The following is a 16,506-nucleotide window of genomic DNA, read 5'->3' on the forward strand; positions in this document are numbered from 1 at the left end:
TTTTGGTGGTTTTTTGGCCTTTTGTTATGAGAAGTACATTTCCTCATAGTAAGCGATATCCCTGTCTTGCCGAAGGATCTTTCTTATCTCGGTAATGTAAGAGTTTGATAGGTATCCTTCTTCATCCAGGTGATGTGCGACACTGGCTGCCATTTGTTTCACTTCTAGAATAGGATGGCGCAAGAGATCGAGCAATACTTCCCTGATTAAATCTATGTTTTCGGCGGCGTTCGTCACTAGGTAGTCGAACGCGAGAGTGATTTCCTGCTCGAAGTCGGAGGCAAGGGCTGCTTTGACTTTTTCTAATGTCCATTCCTTTTCCATGAAAACCGGGAAGTCCCCTTCTGGATCTTCTTCAGTATATAACCCTGCTAAAAATTCTTTGAATGAACCGGCGACCTGCGTTATTTTCTGTTGCTCGTTATCGATGAAAACGACGGGAGGGTTCTCTTTTGTATCCCTGTAATCAAGGGCTGTCCAGGCGTGGCCGTCTCCAGAAAGCAGGATGAGTCCATCCGGCATCCCCCATTCCTGTAGCAAGTAACTGTTTTCTAAAAGGCCGTTGTCTCTGCCGATTCCCATTATGTGTTCTATGTTGATGTGCTCCATTTCTGAGGAAGGTAATGGGTGGGCATTGAATAGGATTTCACCGCCGTTTTGCTCTAGTATCAATTGGATGTATTCTTCTGGTAATTTGATTTGGAGTTCTTTTTCCGCTTCTTTGATTTGTGTTTCCGAGATTTTTTTCAGTTTGTAGATGTCACCTTTTTGTTTTCTCCAGACTTTCATGGATTGGTTTGTCCTTTCTTGGAGGATTGGGGGCTGGGATGGGAGCCGGGTAACTTGAAGACTCCCCTGCGCCGGTGCCGGGTGGACCCGGACAACATCCCTTTGCCTCGCTTAGAGTTCTTCCCTTGCCGGCATTCCTGTCTGGGCACCGAGTTTGGTGACGGAGATGGCGGCTGCTTTACTGGCAAATTCGCATGCTTCTTTTAACGTTGTTCCTTCCGCAAGGGCCGTTGTTAATGCGCCGTTGAAGGTGTCGCCCGCTCCGGTGGTATCGACTGCTTTTACTTTCGGGGCCGGGATGTGGTTTTCCTGCTCGTTTTGGTAGAATGTGACACCTTTTTCTCCTTTGGTGATGATTAGTTTGTCCTGGAGGTTGAATTTGTTCCCGCTGTATTGTTTCAGCAGCTGGTTGGCTTCGGATTCATTTGGTGTCAGGTAAGTGAGTTTCTCGATCCACGTTTGCGGAATTGGCTGAAACGGCGCAGGGTTGAGGATCACTTTGGTCCCTGTTGCGTGTGCAATTTCGATTGCTTTATTTACGCTCTCTGCCGGGATTTCGAGCTGGAGCAGAAGCCATTCACTCTGTTGGATGGCTTCTTTGTGCTTTTCTACGACTTCCGGTGTGACGTGGGCATTCGCTCCCGGGACAACGATAATTTTGTTTTCTTCATTATGTAAGGTGATTGCCGCAACACCCGTACGTTCGTTTTGGATGGTTTGTATATGTTCCGTTTTGATTCCATATTGTTTCAGGTGCTCCAGATAATCCTGGCCGAATGCATCATTTCCGACCGCGCCGATCATCTGCACTTTTGCTCCGAGCTTTGCAGCGGCAACCGCCTGGTTCGCGCCTTTTCCCCCAAAATTGGTGTGAAACTGGCTGCCAATAACCGTTTCTCCCCAGTCAGGGTCCTTATCCGTTGAGGTCACCAGGTCCATGTTAATGCTTCCAAGTACCGTAATCATGTGTGTGACCGCTCCTTTCCATTATCATCTCTTGAGAAAATCTTACAGCAAAACCACTTGAATGAACAGAACACTTTACCCCTTTAAAGCGGTGGGGGACTGTCCCCCACTGCTTTAAAGGGGTGAAGATTTTTTGTGTTGACGGGCCGGGGATGTAAGCGCAAACACCCAAAAATCTGCTGAATTTCCTCTTGTATCCGCTTCTCGCCAGGCGTATAATTTGTCCTTGAATATAACGCAAATCAGTAATTTCACTAATACATAAGGGGGATCCCTTTTTTATATGAAGAAACAATCTTGGCTGTCCGTTCAGTTCTTTGTCATCATGTTCACCTGGGGTATTTTCATTCCGTATTGGACAGCATGGCTTGTTGAGAGCAAAGGATTTTCGGTTGCTACTGCTTCGTCTCTTGTTGCTGCCGGCATGATTGCCCGTGCGTTTTCTAGTTTTTATCTGTTTCCGGCGCTCAGTCAGCGGATTCCGCTAGGTAAGCTGGCCCGCATCCTGGTTGCAGCATCCAGCGTTTTGCTGCTCCTATTTATCCCGTTGAGCTCATTTGTCGGTATGATGGCTTGCATGGTCATTTTCAGCCTTGTTTACCCAATGCTGATGCCGCTTGTTGAAAGCATGGCAGCCGTCATGATGAAGAAAGATAGTATCGATTATGGAAAAAGCAGGTCTTGGGGATCCATCGGATATACATCGGCTCTATTGTCGGCCGGTTTCATCACTTCGATTTTCAGCGAGGGCGCCATCATCTATATGATGTTTGCCGGGATTATCACGATCCTGTTGTCTTCCTTAATGAAACTTCCTGCCTCCATGAGCGAACCCCGCGGCCAGGAAAGAATGTCGTACCGCAATCTTTTAAAATCTAAAAAATTCGTCCTGGCCATGGGCATCGTAATTTTTACGCTCGGCACCCACGCCGCTTACTATAACTACGGTGTTCTTTATCTGAAAGAGCTCCATGTCAGCAACATGTATATCGGTGTCCTGCTGAATGTTGCCGTTATTGCAGAGATCTTGTTCTTCGCTCTTTCTGATAAGTTTTTAAAAGGAAAATCGATTTCGATCATGTTCATGGTTGCCGGTTCCGCAGCCGTCCTCAGATGGACGATGCTGTTCCTGTTCCCGAGTGTATCGGTGTTCGTGGCGACCCAGCTGCTGCACGCCTTTACTTTCGGTCTCACTCACTATGCGTTCATGAGACTTGTCTATGAAGAACTTGAAAGTAAGGATCTGCCTGCTGCACAGGGCGTTTACACTGCGCTCGGATCCGGGTTAAGTACTGCATTGCTGACCTTTGTCAGCGGATTTTTATATGAGTATGCGTCAGGATATGCCTTCCTGGGAATGGCGATTGTAGCTATTCCGGCTGTTGTGATTGGCGGGTATATGTTTGCGAAGTTCGAGAGGAAGCCTGTTGTAGGTAAGGTTTTAGGTTAGTCTTTATAAAAAGCGGGCATTGAATTGATGGGTCAATTCGATGCTCGCTTTTTTGCATGTTCTAAGTTCTTTGCAATCTCTCCAGAGGCTTTTATTTTTTATAAAGTGTAACTAAAGTCCTTTAGATCCTTTCTACAGGATTTTAATTTTTAAAAGGCGAAACTAAAGGCCTTTAAAATGTCTCTAGAGGACTTTAATTCTTTAAAAGTGTAACTAGAGGTCTTTAGAACCTCTCTATAGGACTCTAATTCTTTAAAAGCAAAACTAGTGTCCTTTAGAACCTCTCTAGAGGACTCTAATTCTTTAAAAGTGTAACTAGAGGCCTTTAGAACCTCTCTACAGGACTTTTATTCTTTAAAAGTGTAACTAGAGGCCTTTAGAACCTCTTTACAGGACTTTAATTCTTTAAAAGTGTAACTAGAGGCCTTTAAAACTTCTCTACAGGACTTTAATTCTTAAAAGATAGAATAAGAGTCCTTTAGAGCTCGTGAAAAAAATTCCATTGCTCAGAATGAGTATTGTATACTATTAACAAATAATAGATGATTGATGAAAGCGGTGAGTTCTATTTTATTTATCAGGAAATTCCTTGCTGCGTGGGCGGTTACGTTTATTTTGGTTATTGGTATGTTACTGCTTAATGTTTTTTGGAATCTCTTTATTGACCCTGAAATAGATATGGGCTTTGTTTGGCCTGTTTTATCTATTGCTTTTCTAGTAGCGCTGGCAGGTAATCTCTTTTATGCACTCCCTCTTTCCCTGCTCGCAGAATTCATTTCCCGAAAGATGATACGAGTAAAACCTTTTGTGACTTCCCTATTAGTTCATATTGCCGTTGGAATGATTTGTTTTACTTTCCTGGGATGGGACTTTGGAATTTATGGTTTTATATGCTGTGTGTTATTTTTCTTTGTAGATTTCTATTTTTCAAAAATCCCTAAGTTGAATGATAATTAGTAACGTTCTTCCGTTTTTCAGAGATTAAGTGTGGGAAAAGTCGAATAATAATTATTATAATTTTCAAAAAAACACATTCCCTTTTATTCCCTTATGGGGATATAATTATCTCATCTGAATAAAAGGAGAATCACTTTGAAAAATCTTATTTTTAAAACATTCGGCGTGTCGACCTGGAGCTTTGTCGCGGGGTTTCTGCTGGTCCTTTTGTCTGGTTTTGGCGGCCGTATCGCATCCTCCCTTTCGAGGCAGGGTTATGAAGATGTTTGGATGGTGTCCGACGAGTTAACCCGTGCCTGGACGTATATCCCTTTAGTGGTGGGGATTGCTCTTTTACTCCTGGCCGTCAGCACGTTTTCCATCTCTTTTTATTTTTTGCAAAAACGCATGGGTTGAGTTTGCATGGGGCAAATGAACATTAAAAATATCATTATTGGCGTAACCTTACTTTTGACGAGTGCCGTCTTATACGGGGCCGCGTTAATCTCTGCCTCTGTCTATTCTCTTGTTTTGACAAGGGATGGCGGCGAGGGCTGGGACAGACGGTATGGAGTCTTCGGGACTGCTCTTATTGAGGTTGGTACGCTGCCGCTTAGTTTAGCGGTGCTGGCTGGGGTGATCGGTTTGACGGTTATTTATACTTCTTTTAGAAAAAAATAGGTGCAAAAAGGGCGATCACTTCAGGAAGTGATTGTCCTTTTTATATTTAGTGTTACTATCCTATCGAGAGTTTTTCCCGGTCTATCGACGAGTGGGGTACTGTATCGACCACTTTACCTGCTCTATCAACCAGTTTGGTCATTCTATCAGCCACTTTTCCCTGTCTATCAACCAGTTTGCCTCGCCTATCAATCGGTTTGGACATTCTATCAGCCAAATCAGATTTTCCAACAAACTATTTCAAGCAACAAACCTCACCACACAGAAAAAAGCCCGGAAAAAATCCAGGCTTTTACCCTTTCACCGATCCCGCCATCATACCGGCAACGAAGTAACGCTGCAGGAAGATATAGGCGATGACCATCGGCGCGGAAGCAATGATGACTCCCGTGAAGAGCATCGGATAGTTGGTCATGTACTCACCCTGGAATTCCAGCAGGGCAAGGGGCAGTGTTTTGTAATCCTTGTCGGTGATGAATAGTAATGGATACAAGAGGTCATTCCACACCATCACGAACAGGAAGATGGCTGTAGCCGAGATGGACGGCAGCGACAGCGGGATAGCGACTTTCGCATACATCTGCCAGTTGGAAGCGCCGTCGATTCGGCTGGCTTCAAACAGTGAACTCGGAAGTGATTTCATGAACCCGGTCAAAATAAACACGGCCACCGGGGTGGTTACCGCGGTGTTCACGAGAATCAATCCCGTCAGGCTATTTGTCAGCCCTAGATCAAAGACCAATTGATAAAGAGGAATCATGTTCACTTGTGCCGGGACCATCATTCCCAATGTGAACAGACCGAATAAGATTCTTCCTGGCCATCCTGACAGCCGGGTGATGGCAAATGCAATCAAGCTTGAGAAGAACAATGTCATGCTTACAGAAATCAGCGTGACGATCACACTATTCCAAAAGTATGTGCTCATTGACTCTTCGGCAAACATGGTTACATAGTTAACGAAATCAAAACTTTCCGGCAGCCCCAATACGTCCTGATACATTTCCGCATTCGATTTGAACGTTGCGAAAAAGATGGCGATGACCGGAATGATGATCAGCAAGGCATAGATTATCGTAAGAACGCCTTTTGACAGTTTCAAGAGCTTCCCCCTCCTTTTTTTCTCTATAGATTAGCTCGCCGCCCGGTCTGACCGGAGCACTTTGAATTGAATGATGGTAATGATAGCAATCACGATCATGAAAATGACGGATTCCGCCGAAGCATATCCAAATTTAAAGCTTCGGAAAGCTGTTGAGTAGATCAGCGTTGCCAGGATTTCCGTCGAGTAGTTCGGGCCGCCCCTTGTCATCGCGAAGATGAGGTCAAAAGCCTTGAACGACTGAATCGTTGTATACGCAACAACGATGGTTGCGGCTGGCGCCACTAAAGGCCAGGTGACAAACCGGAATCGCTGCCACCTGGAAGCCCCTTCGATTTTGGCCACTTCGTATAAATCATTCGGGATATTCTGCAGGCCGGCAACGAAGATGATGAGCATCTGCCCTGTGTGCATCCATACCTGGACTACGGCCACCGAGAAGATCGCGATATCCGGATCCCCCAACCAGTTATGCGTCAAGGCTTCGAGATTTATTTTTTCAAGCAGGGTATTCAAGATCCCCAGGTTCGGGTCATAGACGAACGACCAGATGAATGCCACCGATACGGATGACAGGATGGTAGGAAAGAAATAGAGTGCTCTTAAGAAGACGTTGGTCTTGGTGTTTTTGACTAAGTAGATAGCGAACAATAGTGAGAATGCTGTTTGAAAAATAACGACGAACAACATGAACTTCAGGTTATTCCCGAAGGCTTTTATGAATATCGAATCGTTGGTAAAAATATTTATGTAGTTATCCACTCCGACGAAATTATAGTCCGGCGTCAGTCCGTCCCAGTCGGTGAACGAGTAGAACAGTGCGCTCAGCGTCGGGTAGATAAAAAAGATCGAATAGAGTATCAGGCCCGGCAGGACAAACAGATACAGGACCTTATTTTTCTTTAGATCCATAGGAACCCCCTCCTTGTAAACTCCAAAAACATAGTGTAATAGGAAGAGAGAGAGTCGCCTCTCTCCCATCAAGATTTATTGTATCTTTTGGTCGACGATTTCCTGTGCTTGTTCTGCAGCTGCTTCCGGGTCCTCTCCGCTTAGGACGTTTTGGATGGAAGCAATGACCGCTTTCTCTACGTCTGCATCAGGAATCAGGTAACGAGGCTGGAAGCGGGTGTTTTTATCCATCCAATCAGCCGCCGCTTTCAATGATTCCGATTCATAATTGACTCCCGGAATCGTCAGGAACTGGCCGGTTTCATTGGCATAGTACTCGGCATTTTCCGGCTGTGAAAGGAAGTCGATGAATTTCTTCGCTTCTTCTTTATTTTGGGACTTGCTGTTCACGGCAAGCATGAATGTGGTCGTATGGATTCCTGCATATTCAGCTTCGTCGGCAGGGACCGTGATCGGTGCCAAGAGGCCAAGCTCGATATCCGGATTCAATTCCTTTACATTCGCCATGGCATAAGAACCTGAAGCAAGCATCGCCGCTTCTTCCTGGGCAACCTGAGCGATCGCACCTTCATGCTTCATACCAAGGGCATCCTCGCCGATATAGCCTTTATCCATAAGCTCCTGGAATTGAGTCAGTGTTTTGACCCACCAGTCCTCCGTCAGTTCGGTTTCTCCATTCATCAATTCACCGAAAATGCCTTCAGGCGCATTGTTCATCATCATGGAGTTCATCATCTGTCCCGGACCGATGTCTGCCCCAGGGAACGCAATCGGGGTATATCCGTTTTCTTTTAACGTTTCGCAGAGTTCAAGGAATCCTTCCCAATCTTCAGCTGGTTCCAAGCCCAGCTCATCAAATAAGGTTTTGTTGTAGACCGGCTGGTTATAGACAAGCTGCAACGGAAGTGCCAGCTGTTTATCTCCATCCTGGCCGGCAGCCAGAAGATTTTCATTAAAGTTTCCGACGAGCTCCTCTCCTGTTAAATCTTCAAAAAGGCCTGCTTTCTTGATAATTTCAAATTGAGATCCAGGGAAGGCGGTGAAGACATCACCAGTGGATCCGTCACGAAGAAGTGTCTGTGCGGTAGATTGATATTTTTCAGAAGGATAGACCGTCATTTCCACTTTGATATCCGGGTTTTCCTCCTCAAATCGGCTGATCAGCTCTTTAAATGCCTCAGAGTCCTCCCCGCGCCAGTGGATAAAGCTGATTTCCGTCGCCCCATCCGCAGAACCGTTCTCTGAAGAAGAACATCCTGCAAGGAAACTGGAAACCAACAGAATGAACATCAATAATAAAGATAGCTTTCTTTTCATTTTGAGATCCCCTTTGTTTATAATTTTTTTATGTGGGTAATGGATTTAAAGTTAGAATTTGAAATTTCTGATAATTTAAATCATGAGTGTAGACTGATTGAGCATTCAGTCGACAAAATGAGGCACGTTCCCCCTTTCTTTTTCTTTTCCGACAAGATTATTCGATTTCATTATGTAAGAAAACATCCTTATCCCAGTTGCCGGTCCCTTAATTACTTCAGTACCCCGCTTCGTATTTTCTAAAACATGAATATTCAAAAAAGTTTATTTTATGACAAATTTTTACGGAACAAAAGCGCAAGCGGCCGTTCAGCGCCGTACAGATTGGAGGGCTCTCGCATGAGATAAAGGAAACACGAAGAGCGGTAGCGTTTCGATGTTGACTTATCGCAAGGAGAGAGACCGAAATCTGCTAGGCGCTGGCCGCTGGAGCTGGATGCAGATATCAATCTTTGTTATCCACAACCTACAACTTTTTTAATTCCCTATACAACAAAAAAAAGAACCAGACCATTTTTGGGCTGGTTTTGTTAATGGTGTTTAATTGTTATTTCTTCTTAAAGCCCATGGGTGAAGGTTTACTGCGATAGACGCGGTTAGCAGATAAATCTTCTCCGCTTTTCTCAATTCGTTTGGCATCCTGTTCAAACATTTCGCGTGCTTTGGTAAACAATAGTGACACAGTCTCTCACCCTCCTATTAAAAAGTTAGTTTCTAAATACCCGGACATGTCATTTTAAAACCTGATTTTTTAATATTTTTTCAAGTTAAAAATCATAGTCCCAGAGTATCTTCCACTCTCCCTTTTCCAACACAGTGTAACATGTTTGGTTGATCTCCAAAACCCCGAATTGACTTTTGTAGACCATCGTTACATCGGCGGCCGATACGTCCTTGAAAACCGGGCTGTCCTTGGACATCTTCCACTCTTCCAACTTTTTGATTTCGCCGATTTTCACCTCAAACGTTTCAACACCCATATGCCCGATGAACACATGATTCTTCGTCTGGATGTAGGCCGATTTCTTGAACCTTTCCTTCATTTCAGAATGGAACAGGTCCCACGAGTTCCCGAAGTCAGCGTCCTGTTCGTACTCATAAAATTGTTTTATAACGCTTTCCGGGGAATCCGGCGGCGAACTGCCTCCCGCGCAAGATCTCAGAACGAGTATCACGATAAAAATAAGAATAAGACCGAATGCCACTAAAGGAAGTGGTGAGTTTCGTCTTCGCATGGTAATCTCCTTTATTAAGTGCCATATTTTATAGGTATGACAACCTGTTGGAGACTATGAAGACAAATAACAAAAGCGGAAGCGGCCGTTCAGCGCCGTACAGATTGGAGGGCTCTCGCATGAGATAAAGGAATCACGAAGAGCGAAGCGATTCGATGATGACTTATCACAAGGAGAGAGACTGAAATCTGCTAGGCGCTGGCCGCTGGAGCTGGATGATCAAAAGCGGAAGCGGCTTGATCAGCTCCGACAGGCATAAGACGAGCCGGCGGGAAGGTTGCTCTTTAACCTTCTTGACGGATTGGCTTATGACCCCGAGGGGCTAGCCGCTGGAGCTGGATGGAGAAGATAACCCTTTTCCCCATAAAACTTTTATAGAACTTCAAACAATAAAAAAGCAATTTCATAAGAGAATCTGCTTTTTTCTAAAGCTTTTCGGCCTTGACAATCAGCCGGTTGACCGGATTATCAATGGTATCGCAGGTAATCAGTGTCAATATGGAGCCATCACTTTCTTGAAGAACGGACAAATCACTTGGTTTGACGATTTTCGTGCCGGTTACTTCATATTGAAAGGACCCTCCCCTGGTTTTCACTGAGATGACATCCCCTGCTTGGATTTCGCCCAATCGGTTAAAATTTTTTCCATATTCTCTGCTGCGGTGTGCGGCAATGGCACTGTTTCCTTTCCGGCCGGGCATGACAGTCCCTGTCAGATGGCCTGCGCCATACTTTAGGTTTTTCTGGGAAGCTCCTCTGAGTATAGGCAGGTTTACATTGATTTTATCAATCGTGATGATGCCCAGCATTTGGTGCCCCAGGGATTCTTCGGTGCCGGCTTCTGACGCTCTCTCCCTTTCCTGGGAAACAGCGTCTTCGGTTTTGGCAGAAGGGTCAAACACATCATCAAGATTGATATAGCTTTCCTGAGCCGTTTCTTGTACCGGGTCAGTGGAAACACTATCTTGATCTCCAGGAGCCATCTCATCTTCCCATTCCTGCATGAGCTTGTCCTGTTTGTAGGAAGCATGCATGTCTGCCGCTTTAGGATAAATCACAACGCTTAGTCCAATTAGTATTATTACAAAGGGCAATACTTTTTTCATATTTCACCTCACTAAGAGAATAGGAGGAGGAATCTCCCCCTCCCATTGCCAGTCTTACTCTTCACACAGCTTTCTTTTTCTTAAAGAGAACATGCCAAGGGATATGAGCAGCAATCCGGCAAGATAGAACATGGCATCGCTGCTGTCACCTGTTTCAGGAAGCATTCCGCTCTCCTTAGGTGCAGCATCCATCTCTTCTCCTCCGTTTAGGATTTCTTCATCAATTGAAATGTGGAGGAATCCCTCTGCATCGATTTGATAGTCTCTATTCTTTAAATTGATTGTGTGTTCTTTACCATCAATCATCAACATCACGACAAATAAATCATCCCTGCTGACTTGTTCATCACCAGTCAGAAAAACACCGGCTTCGCTTTTTTTCAGCAAAACGGGAGTGAGATCCGCCAGGACCAGTTTTGCTGCTTCGACTTCTATTCCTTCAGCGGCCTTCAGCTTCACTCCAGTAAAGTTTTCCGCTTCCCCTTCATTTCCTTCAGGGCTCTCAAGTGTCGCTCCGGATACCTCTTGGCCTTCTTCAAAACTGATTTCTATGATCAGTGTCCCGAGTGCCACTTGCGGGTCTGAAAGCGGAACGGTGTATTGCTCCCCGCTTATAGTGGCCTCAAATTCCGAAACTTGATCAACATGATAGCTTTTATCAAGGTCAAAAGAATCGTCAGAGCCCAGTTCAATACTTGTCCCATCTTTCAGCAGCAGGACAGCATCTTTAATCTCTACATCTTCTATAAGCGCGATCCTTATCTTTTTAAACTCTGTATTCATGTTTTGGGCGGTGGATTCGTCATTTCCTTCCGCGGCTGCGGGGGAAGTACCGAGCAGACTCAGCAGGACCAAAGAGAGAGTAATCAGTACTGAAAAAATCGTTGTTTGTTTTTTATTCAATTTCTGTACCTCTTTTCTTTTTGATTTTGGACTGTGAAGGTTATGTTGATTCTTGGATGGTGGTTTATTTGGACGGGGAAGTGTCCAATTTTTTTTGCGGTGGCTGGAGTTATGGGTGTATTTAGTTGACTGGTCGGTTTTGAACTGGCTTGTTCTGATGGAGAATTGACCAGGTTTAGCTGGTTGGTTGGATATTTTGGTGCTTTCCGCTTTGGAATGGACCAAGTTTTGTTTGTGGGTCAGAGTTGTTGGTCTATTCCGGTGAAGATGTGACCAATTTCTGCGGGCCAGTCGGAAATCTTGGTCCTTTTCGCTGAAGAAGTGACCAAACTTTGCGGCGCTGCCTGAGGATTTGGTCTATTAATCTGAAAAACTGACCAAATCTTTCGGTGCAGCCTTAGATTCTGGACTATTCCAACGATTAATCGACCTCTTTTTGCGATTCGGCTGGCGATTTTGGTCCATTCCGGTGAAGAAGTGACCAAGTTTTTCATTCACGCCAAAGTTATTGGTCGATTACGCCTTAGGAAGTGCATCTAGGTGCATTCTGATGGAGACGAGTTCTAAGAAAAGCTTTTTCTAGCAGCATCTGCCTCCTTTCTGTTCATCTTTTCGGTGTGGCAGGGGGGCCGACCATTGCACTTGATATGCTGTTCCTGCTGGTTATGTATGCAAGGTCTTTTTACTTTTTTTACCTGCCGGCGTACATTGAAAAGTTACCCGGCAACCCAAGGGCTAAACCAATAGTCCTTATTTTTTATAAAAATATTGCTTTTTTTCCATAGAGTTCCTCCATTCGTGACCATAGGCCGACCCTTTTCGGTACTGGTTTAAAATCCTGCGGGAAGGTATATATATAATTACAAGAAAACTTCGGGGAGGCTATTCCATTGAAAACCTTGACCAAAATTCGTCGTATGTGGCATAACTTCATGTTGGGATATAACAGGACTATTTTGGAAGGCTGTTTGGATGAAGAGTTTAAAACGAAGATCAGGAGTAAGATTGAATATCATCGATATAAAATGATAGAAGAGTAATCAATTTCACATTTGTGAAGTTGATTTCCTACATAACTTTTAAAATACTCATTTCCATTTAAAAACGCCCGTGAATGTATTATGATGAAATAGCTGCACCTGGAACTTTCTTCTCCTTAAAAAGTTTAACTTTAGATGGTATTAGGCATATAATTATAAGGGAAAGACTGATACCTATAGGGGAAATAAAACTTGAAATGGGAATGATGTCTATGATCGATAACAAAAGAATTCATGATAAATTGCTTGATGTTGTAAAAACCGAAAATATTAAAGTGGATGAAATGCTGAAGGATCATCTTTACACGAAGCTTGGCGGGAAAGCGGATTTCTTTATCACCCCGACTACGTATGAAGAAGTCCAGAATGTCGTGAAGCTGTCTAATGAAGAGAATATTCCGTTTACATTGCTTGGGAATGGATCGAATTTGATCATTAAAGATGGCGGCATCCGCGGGATCGTCATTAATTTGAAGCATCTTGATGATATTTCGACTGATGGGGCTACGCTTGTGGCACAAAGCGGGGCGCGGATCATTGATGCTTCCCGAAGAGCATTGGCGGAAAGTTTGTCCGGTCTTGAGTTTGCCTGTGGGATTCCGGGGACAGTCGGCGGTGCTCTTTATATGAATGCCGGTGCTTATGGCGGGGAGATCAAGGATGTCCTTGATTATGCTTATGTCGTTGATAAGGAAGGGAATCTTGTTAAGCGTTTGGCTTCCGAGCTTGATTTGGATTACCGTACGAGCAATATCCCGGATAATGGGGACATTGTGCTGGAAGCAACGTTTAAATTGAAGCCTGGTGATTATGAGGAAATTAAAGCTGTTATGGATGATCTGACTTATAAGCGTGAGTCCAAGCAGCCGCTTGAATATCCTTCATGCGGATCTGTGTTCAAGCGTCCTCCGGGCTACTTTGCCGGTAAGTTGATCCAGGACAGCCAGCTGCAGGGCAAGAATATCGGTGGTGCGGAAGTTTCCACGAAGCATGCCGGGTTCATCGTTAATAAGGATAACGCAACGGCTAAGGACTATATTTCATTGATTGAGCATGTTCAAAAGACCGTTAAAGAGAAATTTGATGTCGAGCTTGAGCGTGAAGTGCGGATCCTTGGCGAGGATTTGGAATAATCATGATACAGAGGCGGTTCTCCTATGGAAGGAGGGCCGCCTCTTTAGTGCTTTAAAGCGGCGGGGGACAGTCCCCCATCGCTTTAGAGTGTTAAAGCTTTTTTGTTGGGGAGCACCTGTCAGTCGAATTCCCCAATAAATTCATGGCCATCATAACTGATCATCATTTTGATTTTTATTTCAGCTATGTCGTAAATATAGGTTGTGTTCCGTATTTGGACTTCTTTAGGTGTTTCGACTGTCTCATGCACGACATCATAATAAGCTTCCAGGCTTGTAAGATTTCCACGTGCCCCGTTAAACACAATAGCTTTATTTGGGAAGTAGTCCTTCCTGATAGCAAGGAAAAAACTTCGCGTGGCAGTGTCCCCCCAGACACTGGATATTGGTGCCTTTTTGTTAATCTTTGAAAACCAGTGAAGCAATATCATTTTGTTTGTATATCTCTTTTGCTCCTTCTCGGTCAGTTTGCTCAAGTCAATTCTCCGAAAAGGCAGTTCTTCCTTCTTCAAAATGCTCCCCATCGTAATCACCTCGCTGTTTAATCTTCACTTTACCGCATTAAAGCAGTGGGGGACTGTCCCCCACTGCTTTAATGCGGTAAAGAAAGGTGCGGCCCCGCAAAAGGGCCGCACCTTTCTTTTTTTCAATTATTGTGGTGCTGATGCAGCGTCTGCCGGTTTGGAATGGCCAGCGGTTGATACACTGCCCGGTTGTTGCTGGTTACTGCTTTTGTGCAGAAGTTCCAGCGAGTACATTGGTGCGTCATACCCTTCGAAGTATCCTTTCGACAGGATGACGATTGCATCTTCATTTTGCATCATTTTTTCGATGGTCCCGTAAGTTGAAAGCGCCCAGTTCGGTTTGAAGCTGCTGAAATCATAGGTTACTATGATTCCATTTTGGCCAAGCATGAATTGATTATCTGTCTCATCAAATACGACATCCGTGTACTCACGGTCAAGTCCGGCTTTGTATCCGAGGGTTTCACCATTGAATACATGTCCTCCGCTATTGAAGACATATCTGCCATCAGGCGAAACTTTGATGCCGGTCATGTGTCCAAAATCACCTAAATCATAGTCACCATGATATGGGGACTCGTGATAGCCTACTAGTTCTCCAGTATTAGAAGGAGTATATACAGCTATATCTCTCGGGGATACATCTGTGTCAATCGCATAAATTAAGTTATGTGCTGGATCGTATTCGATATAACTCTGGTTTCTGATGGAATTGTAAGGGTAGCTGGAACGGATTTCTGCTCCCGTTTCATCATAACTCTTTATGTTAGTCCACTGCCCGGAACCGCTAGAAATATAGATGTAACCATTTTTATCAACGACAATATCGAATGGATCCAGTTTTGTATCAAATTGTTTCGTGACTTCAAAGGAAGCTGCATCGATGATCGCAATTGCCCCCTCTTGATCTTCAGTCCACCAGTAAGGGCTGTGCTCACCTTTTACAAGGGTCGCATATAAGCTGCCGTCATGAAAATAAAGGCTTTCCGGCTGTTCTTCAAAAGAGAAGGTTAAAGTTTCAGATTCACCGGTTTCGTAGTTCAACATCCAGATATCCGGATCAAATTCAGTTGTGTAGTAGATGATGGGTTCTGTTGGATGGACGACCGCATCGACCACTTCTTCTTCAAAAAAGTAAGGGACATCTGTGTCGTAAAAGGCACTTGAGCCATACACGACATCCGATGAAACTGCCATCTCGCCGCCCAGTACATAAATGTTGATGAAACGGCTGTAACTGAAGAATTCTTCTACTTCCGGCACTACCTTGGTCGGATGTGTCAGAATGATATTGGCATTGAGGACTTTTGCCAGCCCGGAAGCTGTTACCGCATCAGGATAATCTTCTTTTTCCGTACTGACGGATGTTCCCCTGACCATGATGATGTCATCGGCTCTCGATGCATTGAGTGACTGGATATTCGTATCATAACGGTTCGCACCTGCGATACGAGTCACTTTGATTCCTTTTTTCGTTAAATAGTCAGATACTTCTTTCCCAACGACTGTTTCCCCGCCATAAATCGTGACTTCTTTTATAGAACTTGGCAGGTCTACAGGCAGGTTCGTTTTATTTGTAAGATAGATCGGCACTCCGTCGATCGCTGCCGTGCTTGAAGCAGATAATGCGTCAGCAACCGTATAACCGTTAGCGACAATGGCCTTCGTTCCGGTATTCAATCTGGCTTCGATATTAATATTGGCGGCTGTCTGGAAACGGGTATCACCGGAAATCCGTTTGACGATGAAATCATTGTCTCTCAATTCTTTTTCCACGTTCGACTGTATAGCTGAAGTTCCGCCCAGCACATACACCTTGCCTACATCCAGGCGGTTGAGTTCCCACAGTACGCTGTCTGGAAGTCTGTCCTTGTAGGTCAACAGGATTGGAGCGCTGTACCTCCCTGACAAGCTTGCGGCCGCCAATGCATCCGCCGGGTTATCCGCCCTTGCCAGGATGGCTATGTTTGAAGAATCCCATCCAGTCCCGGATATCTCAACCGCCGTGTCAATACGATTGTCACCAGAGATCCGGTAGTATTCACTAGTTGCTTCTGCTTTGTTTGGAAAAACCATAGCTGAAAGCGCCAACAAAGTAACGATCGAATAAGCCAAAATCCTTTTCATTATGTCTCCCCTTATTTGTATTCTTTGAGATTCTCCCATTAAACTTGTATTTCAATATCGACTTCTGATGTACTGTTCCCTTTTGCTTTTAAAATACTAATTTAATACGATATATCCCAATCTATCATACCATTTATCTTCCCAAATAATAGTAGAATTTTGGCGGTCAGGTCCTAAAAATTTTATGAAGCGCCTCCCATAAAACTTCTATTTGATTGCGCTGCCAATTTGGTAAAATTCAGCAAACAGGCGCGCGGTTGGGGGCGGGCCGTTTCCACAAAAAAA

18 protein-coding genes are annotated in these 16,506 nt (G+C 44.5%); 6 read left to right on the plus strand and 12 right to left on the minus strand.

Annotated features, from left to right (window positions below):
• Positions 1–24 precede the first annotated feature (24 nt).
• Entirely contained in the window at positions 25–789 is a 765-nt protein-coding gene (locus ACOJQI_RS21320; protein WP_421381889.1) for an SMI1/KNR4 family protein, read from the minus strand.
• Between the two features lie 111 nt (positions 790–900).
• On the minus strand, positions 901–1,755 hold the full coding sequence (rbsK, locus tag ACOJQI_RS21325) for a ribokinase (protein WP_421381891.1): 855 nt from the start codon (positions 1,753–1,755) through the stop codon (positions 901–903).
• A gap of 283 nt (positions 1,756–2,038) precedes the next feature.
• Here rbsK and ACOJQI_RS21330 point away from each other — a divergent pair, with 283 nt between their 5' ends.
• The 4 genes from ACOJQI_RS21330 to ACOJQI_RS21345 all read left to right on the plus strand — a co-directional run bounded on the left by ACOJQI_RS21330 (position 2,039) and on the right by ACOJQI_RS21345 (position 4,822).
• Entirely contained in the window at positions 2,039–3,205 is a 1,167-nt protein-coding gene (locus ACOJQI_RS21330) for an MFS transporter (RefSeq protein ID WP_421381893.1), read from the plus strand.
• Between the two features lie 549 nt (positions 3,206–3,754).
• Entirely contained in the window at positions 3,755–4,162 is a 408-nt protein-coding gene (locus ACOJQI_RS21335; protein WP_421381895.1) for a hypothetical protein, read from the plus strand.
• Between the two features lie 135 nt (positions 4,163–4,297).
• Positions 4,298–4,558, plus strand: a complete 261-nt coding sequence (locus tag ACOJQI_RS21340) for a hypothetical protein (protein ID WP_421381897.1) — start codon at positions 4,298–4,300, stop codon at positions 4,556–4,558.
• A 15-nt stretch (positions 4,559–4,573) separates the two neighbouring features.
• Entirely contained in the window at positions 4,574–4,822 is a 249-nt protein-coding gene (locus tag ACOJQI_RS21345; RefSeq protein WP_421381899.1) for a phosphatase, read from the plus strand.
• A 55-nt stretch (positions 4,823–4,877) separates the two neighbouring features.
• On the opposite strand, the gene ACOJQI_RS21350 is transcribed toward ACOJQI_RS21345, so the two are convergent.
• From ACOJQI_RS21350 to ACOJQI_RS21385, 8 genes are all read right to left on the minus strand, one after another.
• Positions 4,878–5,039 carry a hypothetical protein gene (locus ACOJQI_RS21350; protein ID WP_421381901.1) on the minus strand — a complete coding sequence of 54 codons (162 nt, stop codon included), beginning with the start codon at positions 5,037–5,039 and terminating at the stop codon, positions 4,878–4,880.
• Positions 5,040–5,114: 75 nt separating this feature from the next.
• A complete protein-coding gene (locus tag ACOJQI_RS21355; protein WP_421381903.1) occupies positions 5,115–5,924 on the minus strand; it encodes a carbohydrate ABC transporter permease in 810 nt (269 codons plus the stop codon).
• A gap of 30 nt (positions 5,925–5,954) precedes the next feature.
• Entirely contained in the window at positions 5,955–6,836 is an 882-nt protein-coding gene (locus ACOJQI_RS21360; protein WP_421381905.1) for a carbohydrate ABC transporter permease, read from the minus strand.
• A gap of 75 nt (positions 6,837–6,911) precedes the next feature.
• Complete coding sequence (locus ACOJQI_RS21365) at positions 6,912–8,153, minus strand: ABC transporter substrate-binding protein (protein WP_421381907.1); 1,242 nt, start codon at positions 8,151–8,153, stop codon at positions 6,912–6,914.
• Positions 8,154–8,700: 547 nt separating this feature from the next.
• The gene (locus tag ACOJQI_RS21370) at positions 8,701–8,835 is read right to left on the minus strand and encodes a hypothetical protein (RefSeq protein WP_421381909.1); all 135 of its coding nucleotides are present in this window, start codon (positions 8,833–8,835) and stop codon (positions 8,701–8,703) included.
• 85 nt (positions 8,836–8,920) lie between these two features.
• Complete coding sequence (locus ACOJQI_RS21375; RefSeq protein WP_421381911.1) at positions 8,921–9,388, minus strand: hypothetical protein; 468 nt, start codon at positions 9,386–9,388, stop codon at positions 8,921–8,923.
• 425 nt (positions 9,389–9,813) lie between these two features.
• Positions 9,814–10,494 (minus strand): class D sortase, encoded by a 681-nt coding sequence (locus tag ACOJQI_RS21380; protein WP_421381913.1) that lies wholly within the window; start codon positions 10,492–10,494, stop codon positions 9,814–9,816.
• A 54-nt stretch (positions 10,495–10,548) separates the two neighbouring features.
• Positions 10,549–11,397, minus strand: a complete 849-nt coding sequence (locus tag ACOJQI_RS21385) for an LPXTG cell wall anchor domain-containing protein (RefSeq protein ID WP_421381915.1) — start codon at positions 11,395–11,397, stop codon at positions 10,549–10,551.
• Between the two features lie 890 nt (positions 11,398–12,287).
• On the opposite strand from ACOJQI_RS21385, the gene ACOJQI_RS21390 reads away from it, so the two are divergent.
• Together ACOJQI_RS21390 and murB are read left to right on the plus strand one after the other, a co-directional pair.
• Positions 12,288–12,437, plus strand: a complete 150-nt coding sequence (locus ACOJQI_RS21390) for a hypothetical protein (RefSeq protein ID WP_421381917.1) — start codon at positions 12,288–12,290, stop codon at positions 12,435–12,437.
• A gap of 212 nt (positions 12,438–12,649) precedes the next feature.
• Positions 12,650–13,570, plus strand: coding sequence for a UDP-N-acetylmuramate dehydrogenase (gene murB / locus ACOJQI_RS21395; protein ID WP_421381919.1), 921 nt, complete (start codon positions 12,650–12,652; stop codon positions 13,568–13,570).
• A gap of 119 nt (positions 13,571–13,689) precedes the next feature.
• Here murB and ACOJQI_RS21400 read toward each other — a convergent pair whose 3' ends face one another.
• The gene (locus ACOJQI_RS21400) at positions 13,690–14,094 is read right to left on the minus strand and encodes a hypothetical protein (protein WP_421381921.1); all 405 of its coding nucleotides are present in this window, start codon (positions 14,092–14,094) and stop codon (positions 13,690–13,692) included.
• A 126-nt stretch (positions 14,095–14,220) separates the two neighbouring features.
• Positions 14,221–16,221 (minus strand): cell wall-binding repeat-containing protein, encoded by a 2,001-nt coding sequence (locus ACOJQI_RS21405; RefSeq protein ID WP_421381923.1) that lies wholly within the window; start codon positions 16,219–16,221, stop codon positions 14,221–14,223.
• Positions 16,222–16,506: the final 285 nt, after the last annotated feature.

This window comes from Bacillus salacetis, from assembly GCF_049177075.1.
In the GTDB taxonomy this organism is placed as follows: domain Bacteria; phylum Bacillota; class Bacilli; order Bacillales; family Bacillaceae_B; genus Rossellomorea; species Rossellomorea salacetis_A.

Excerpts from the sequence above, each read along its gene's own strand:
- ACOJQI_RS21360 (WP_421381905.1), bottom strand. The coding sequence starts at position 6,836 with ATGGATCTAAAGAAAAATAAGGTCCTGTATCTGTTTGTCCTGCCGGGC.
- ACOJQI_RS21345 (WP_421381899.1), top strand. The coding sequence starts at position 4,574 with ATGAACATTAAAAATATCATTATTGGCGTAACCTTACTTTTGACGAGT.
- murB (WP_421381919.1), top strand. The coding sequence starts at position 12,650 with ATGATCGATAACAAAAGAATTCATGATAAATTGCTTGATGTTGTAAAA.
- ACOJQI_RS21405 (WP_421381923.1), bottom strand. The coding sequence starts at position 16,221 with ATGAAAAGGATTTTGGCTTATTCGATCGTTACTTTGTTGGCGCTTTCA.
- ACOJQI_RS21375 (WP_421381911.1), bottom strand. The coding sequence starts at position 9,388 with ATGCGAAGACGAAACTCACCACTTCCTTTAGTGGCATTCGGTCTTATT.
- ACOJQI_RS21380 (WP_421381913.1), bottom strand. The coding sequence starts at position 10,494 with ATGAAAAAAGTATTGCCCTTTGTAATAATACTAATTGGACTAAGCGTT.
- ACOJQI_RS21365 (WP_421381907.1), bottom strand. The coding sequence starts at position 8,153 with ATGAAAAGAAAGCTATCTTTATTATTGATGTTCATTCTGTTGGTTTCC.
- ACOJQI_RS21330 (WP_421381893.1), top strand. The coding sequence starts at position 2,039 with ATGAAGAAACAATCTTGGCTGTCCGTTCAGTTCTTTGTCATCATGTTC.
- rbsK (WP_421381891.1), bottom strand. The coding sequence starts at position 1,755 with ATGATTACGGTACTTGGAAGCATTAACATGGACCTGGTGACCTCAACG.
- ACOJQI_RS21320 (WP_421381889.1), bottom strand. The coding sequence starts at position 789 with ATGAAAGTCTGGAGAAAACAAAAAGGTGACATCTACAAACTGAAAAAA.
- ACOJQI_RS21400 (WP_421381921.1), bottom strand. The coding sequence starts at position 14,094 with ATGGGGAGCATTTTGAAGAAGGAAGAACTGCCTTTTCGGAGAATTGAC.
- ACOJQI_RS21335 (WP_421381895.1), top strand. The coding sequence starts at position 3,755 with ATGAAAGCGGTGAGTTCTATTTTATTTATCAGGAAATTCCTTGCTGCG.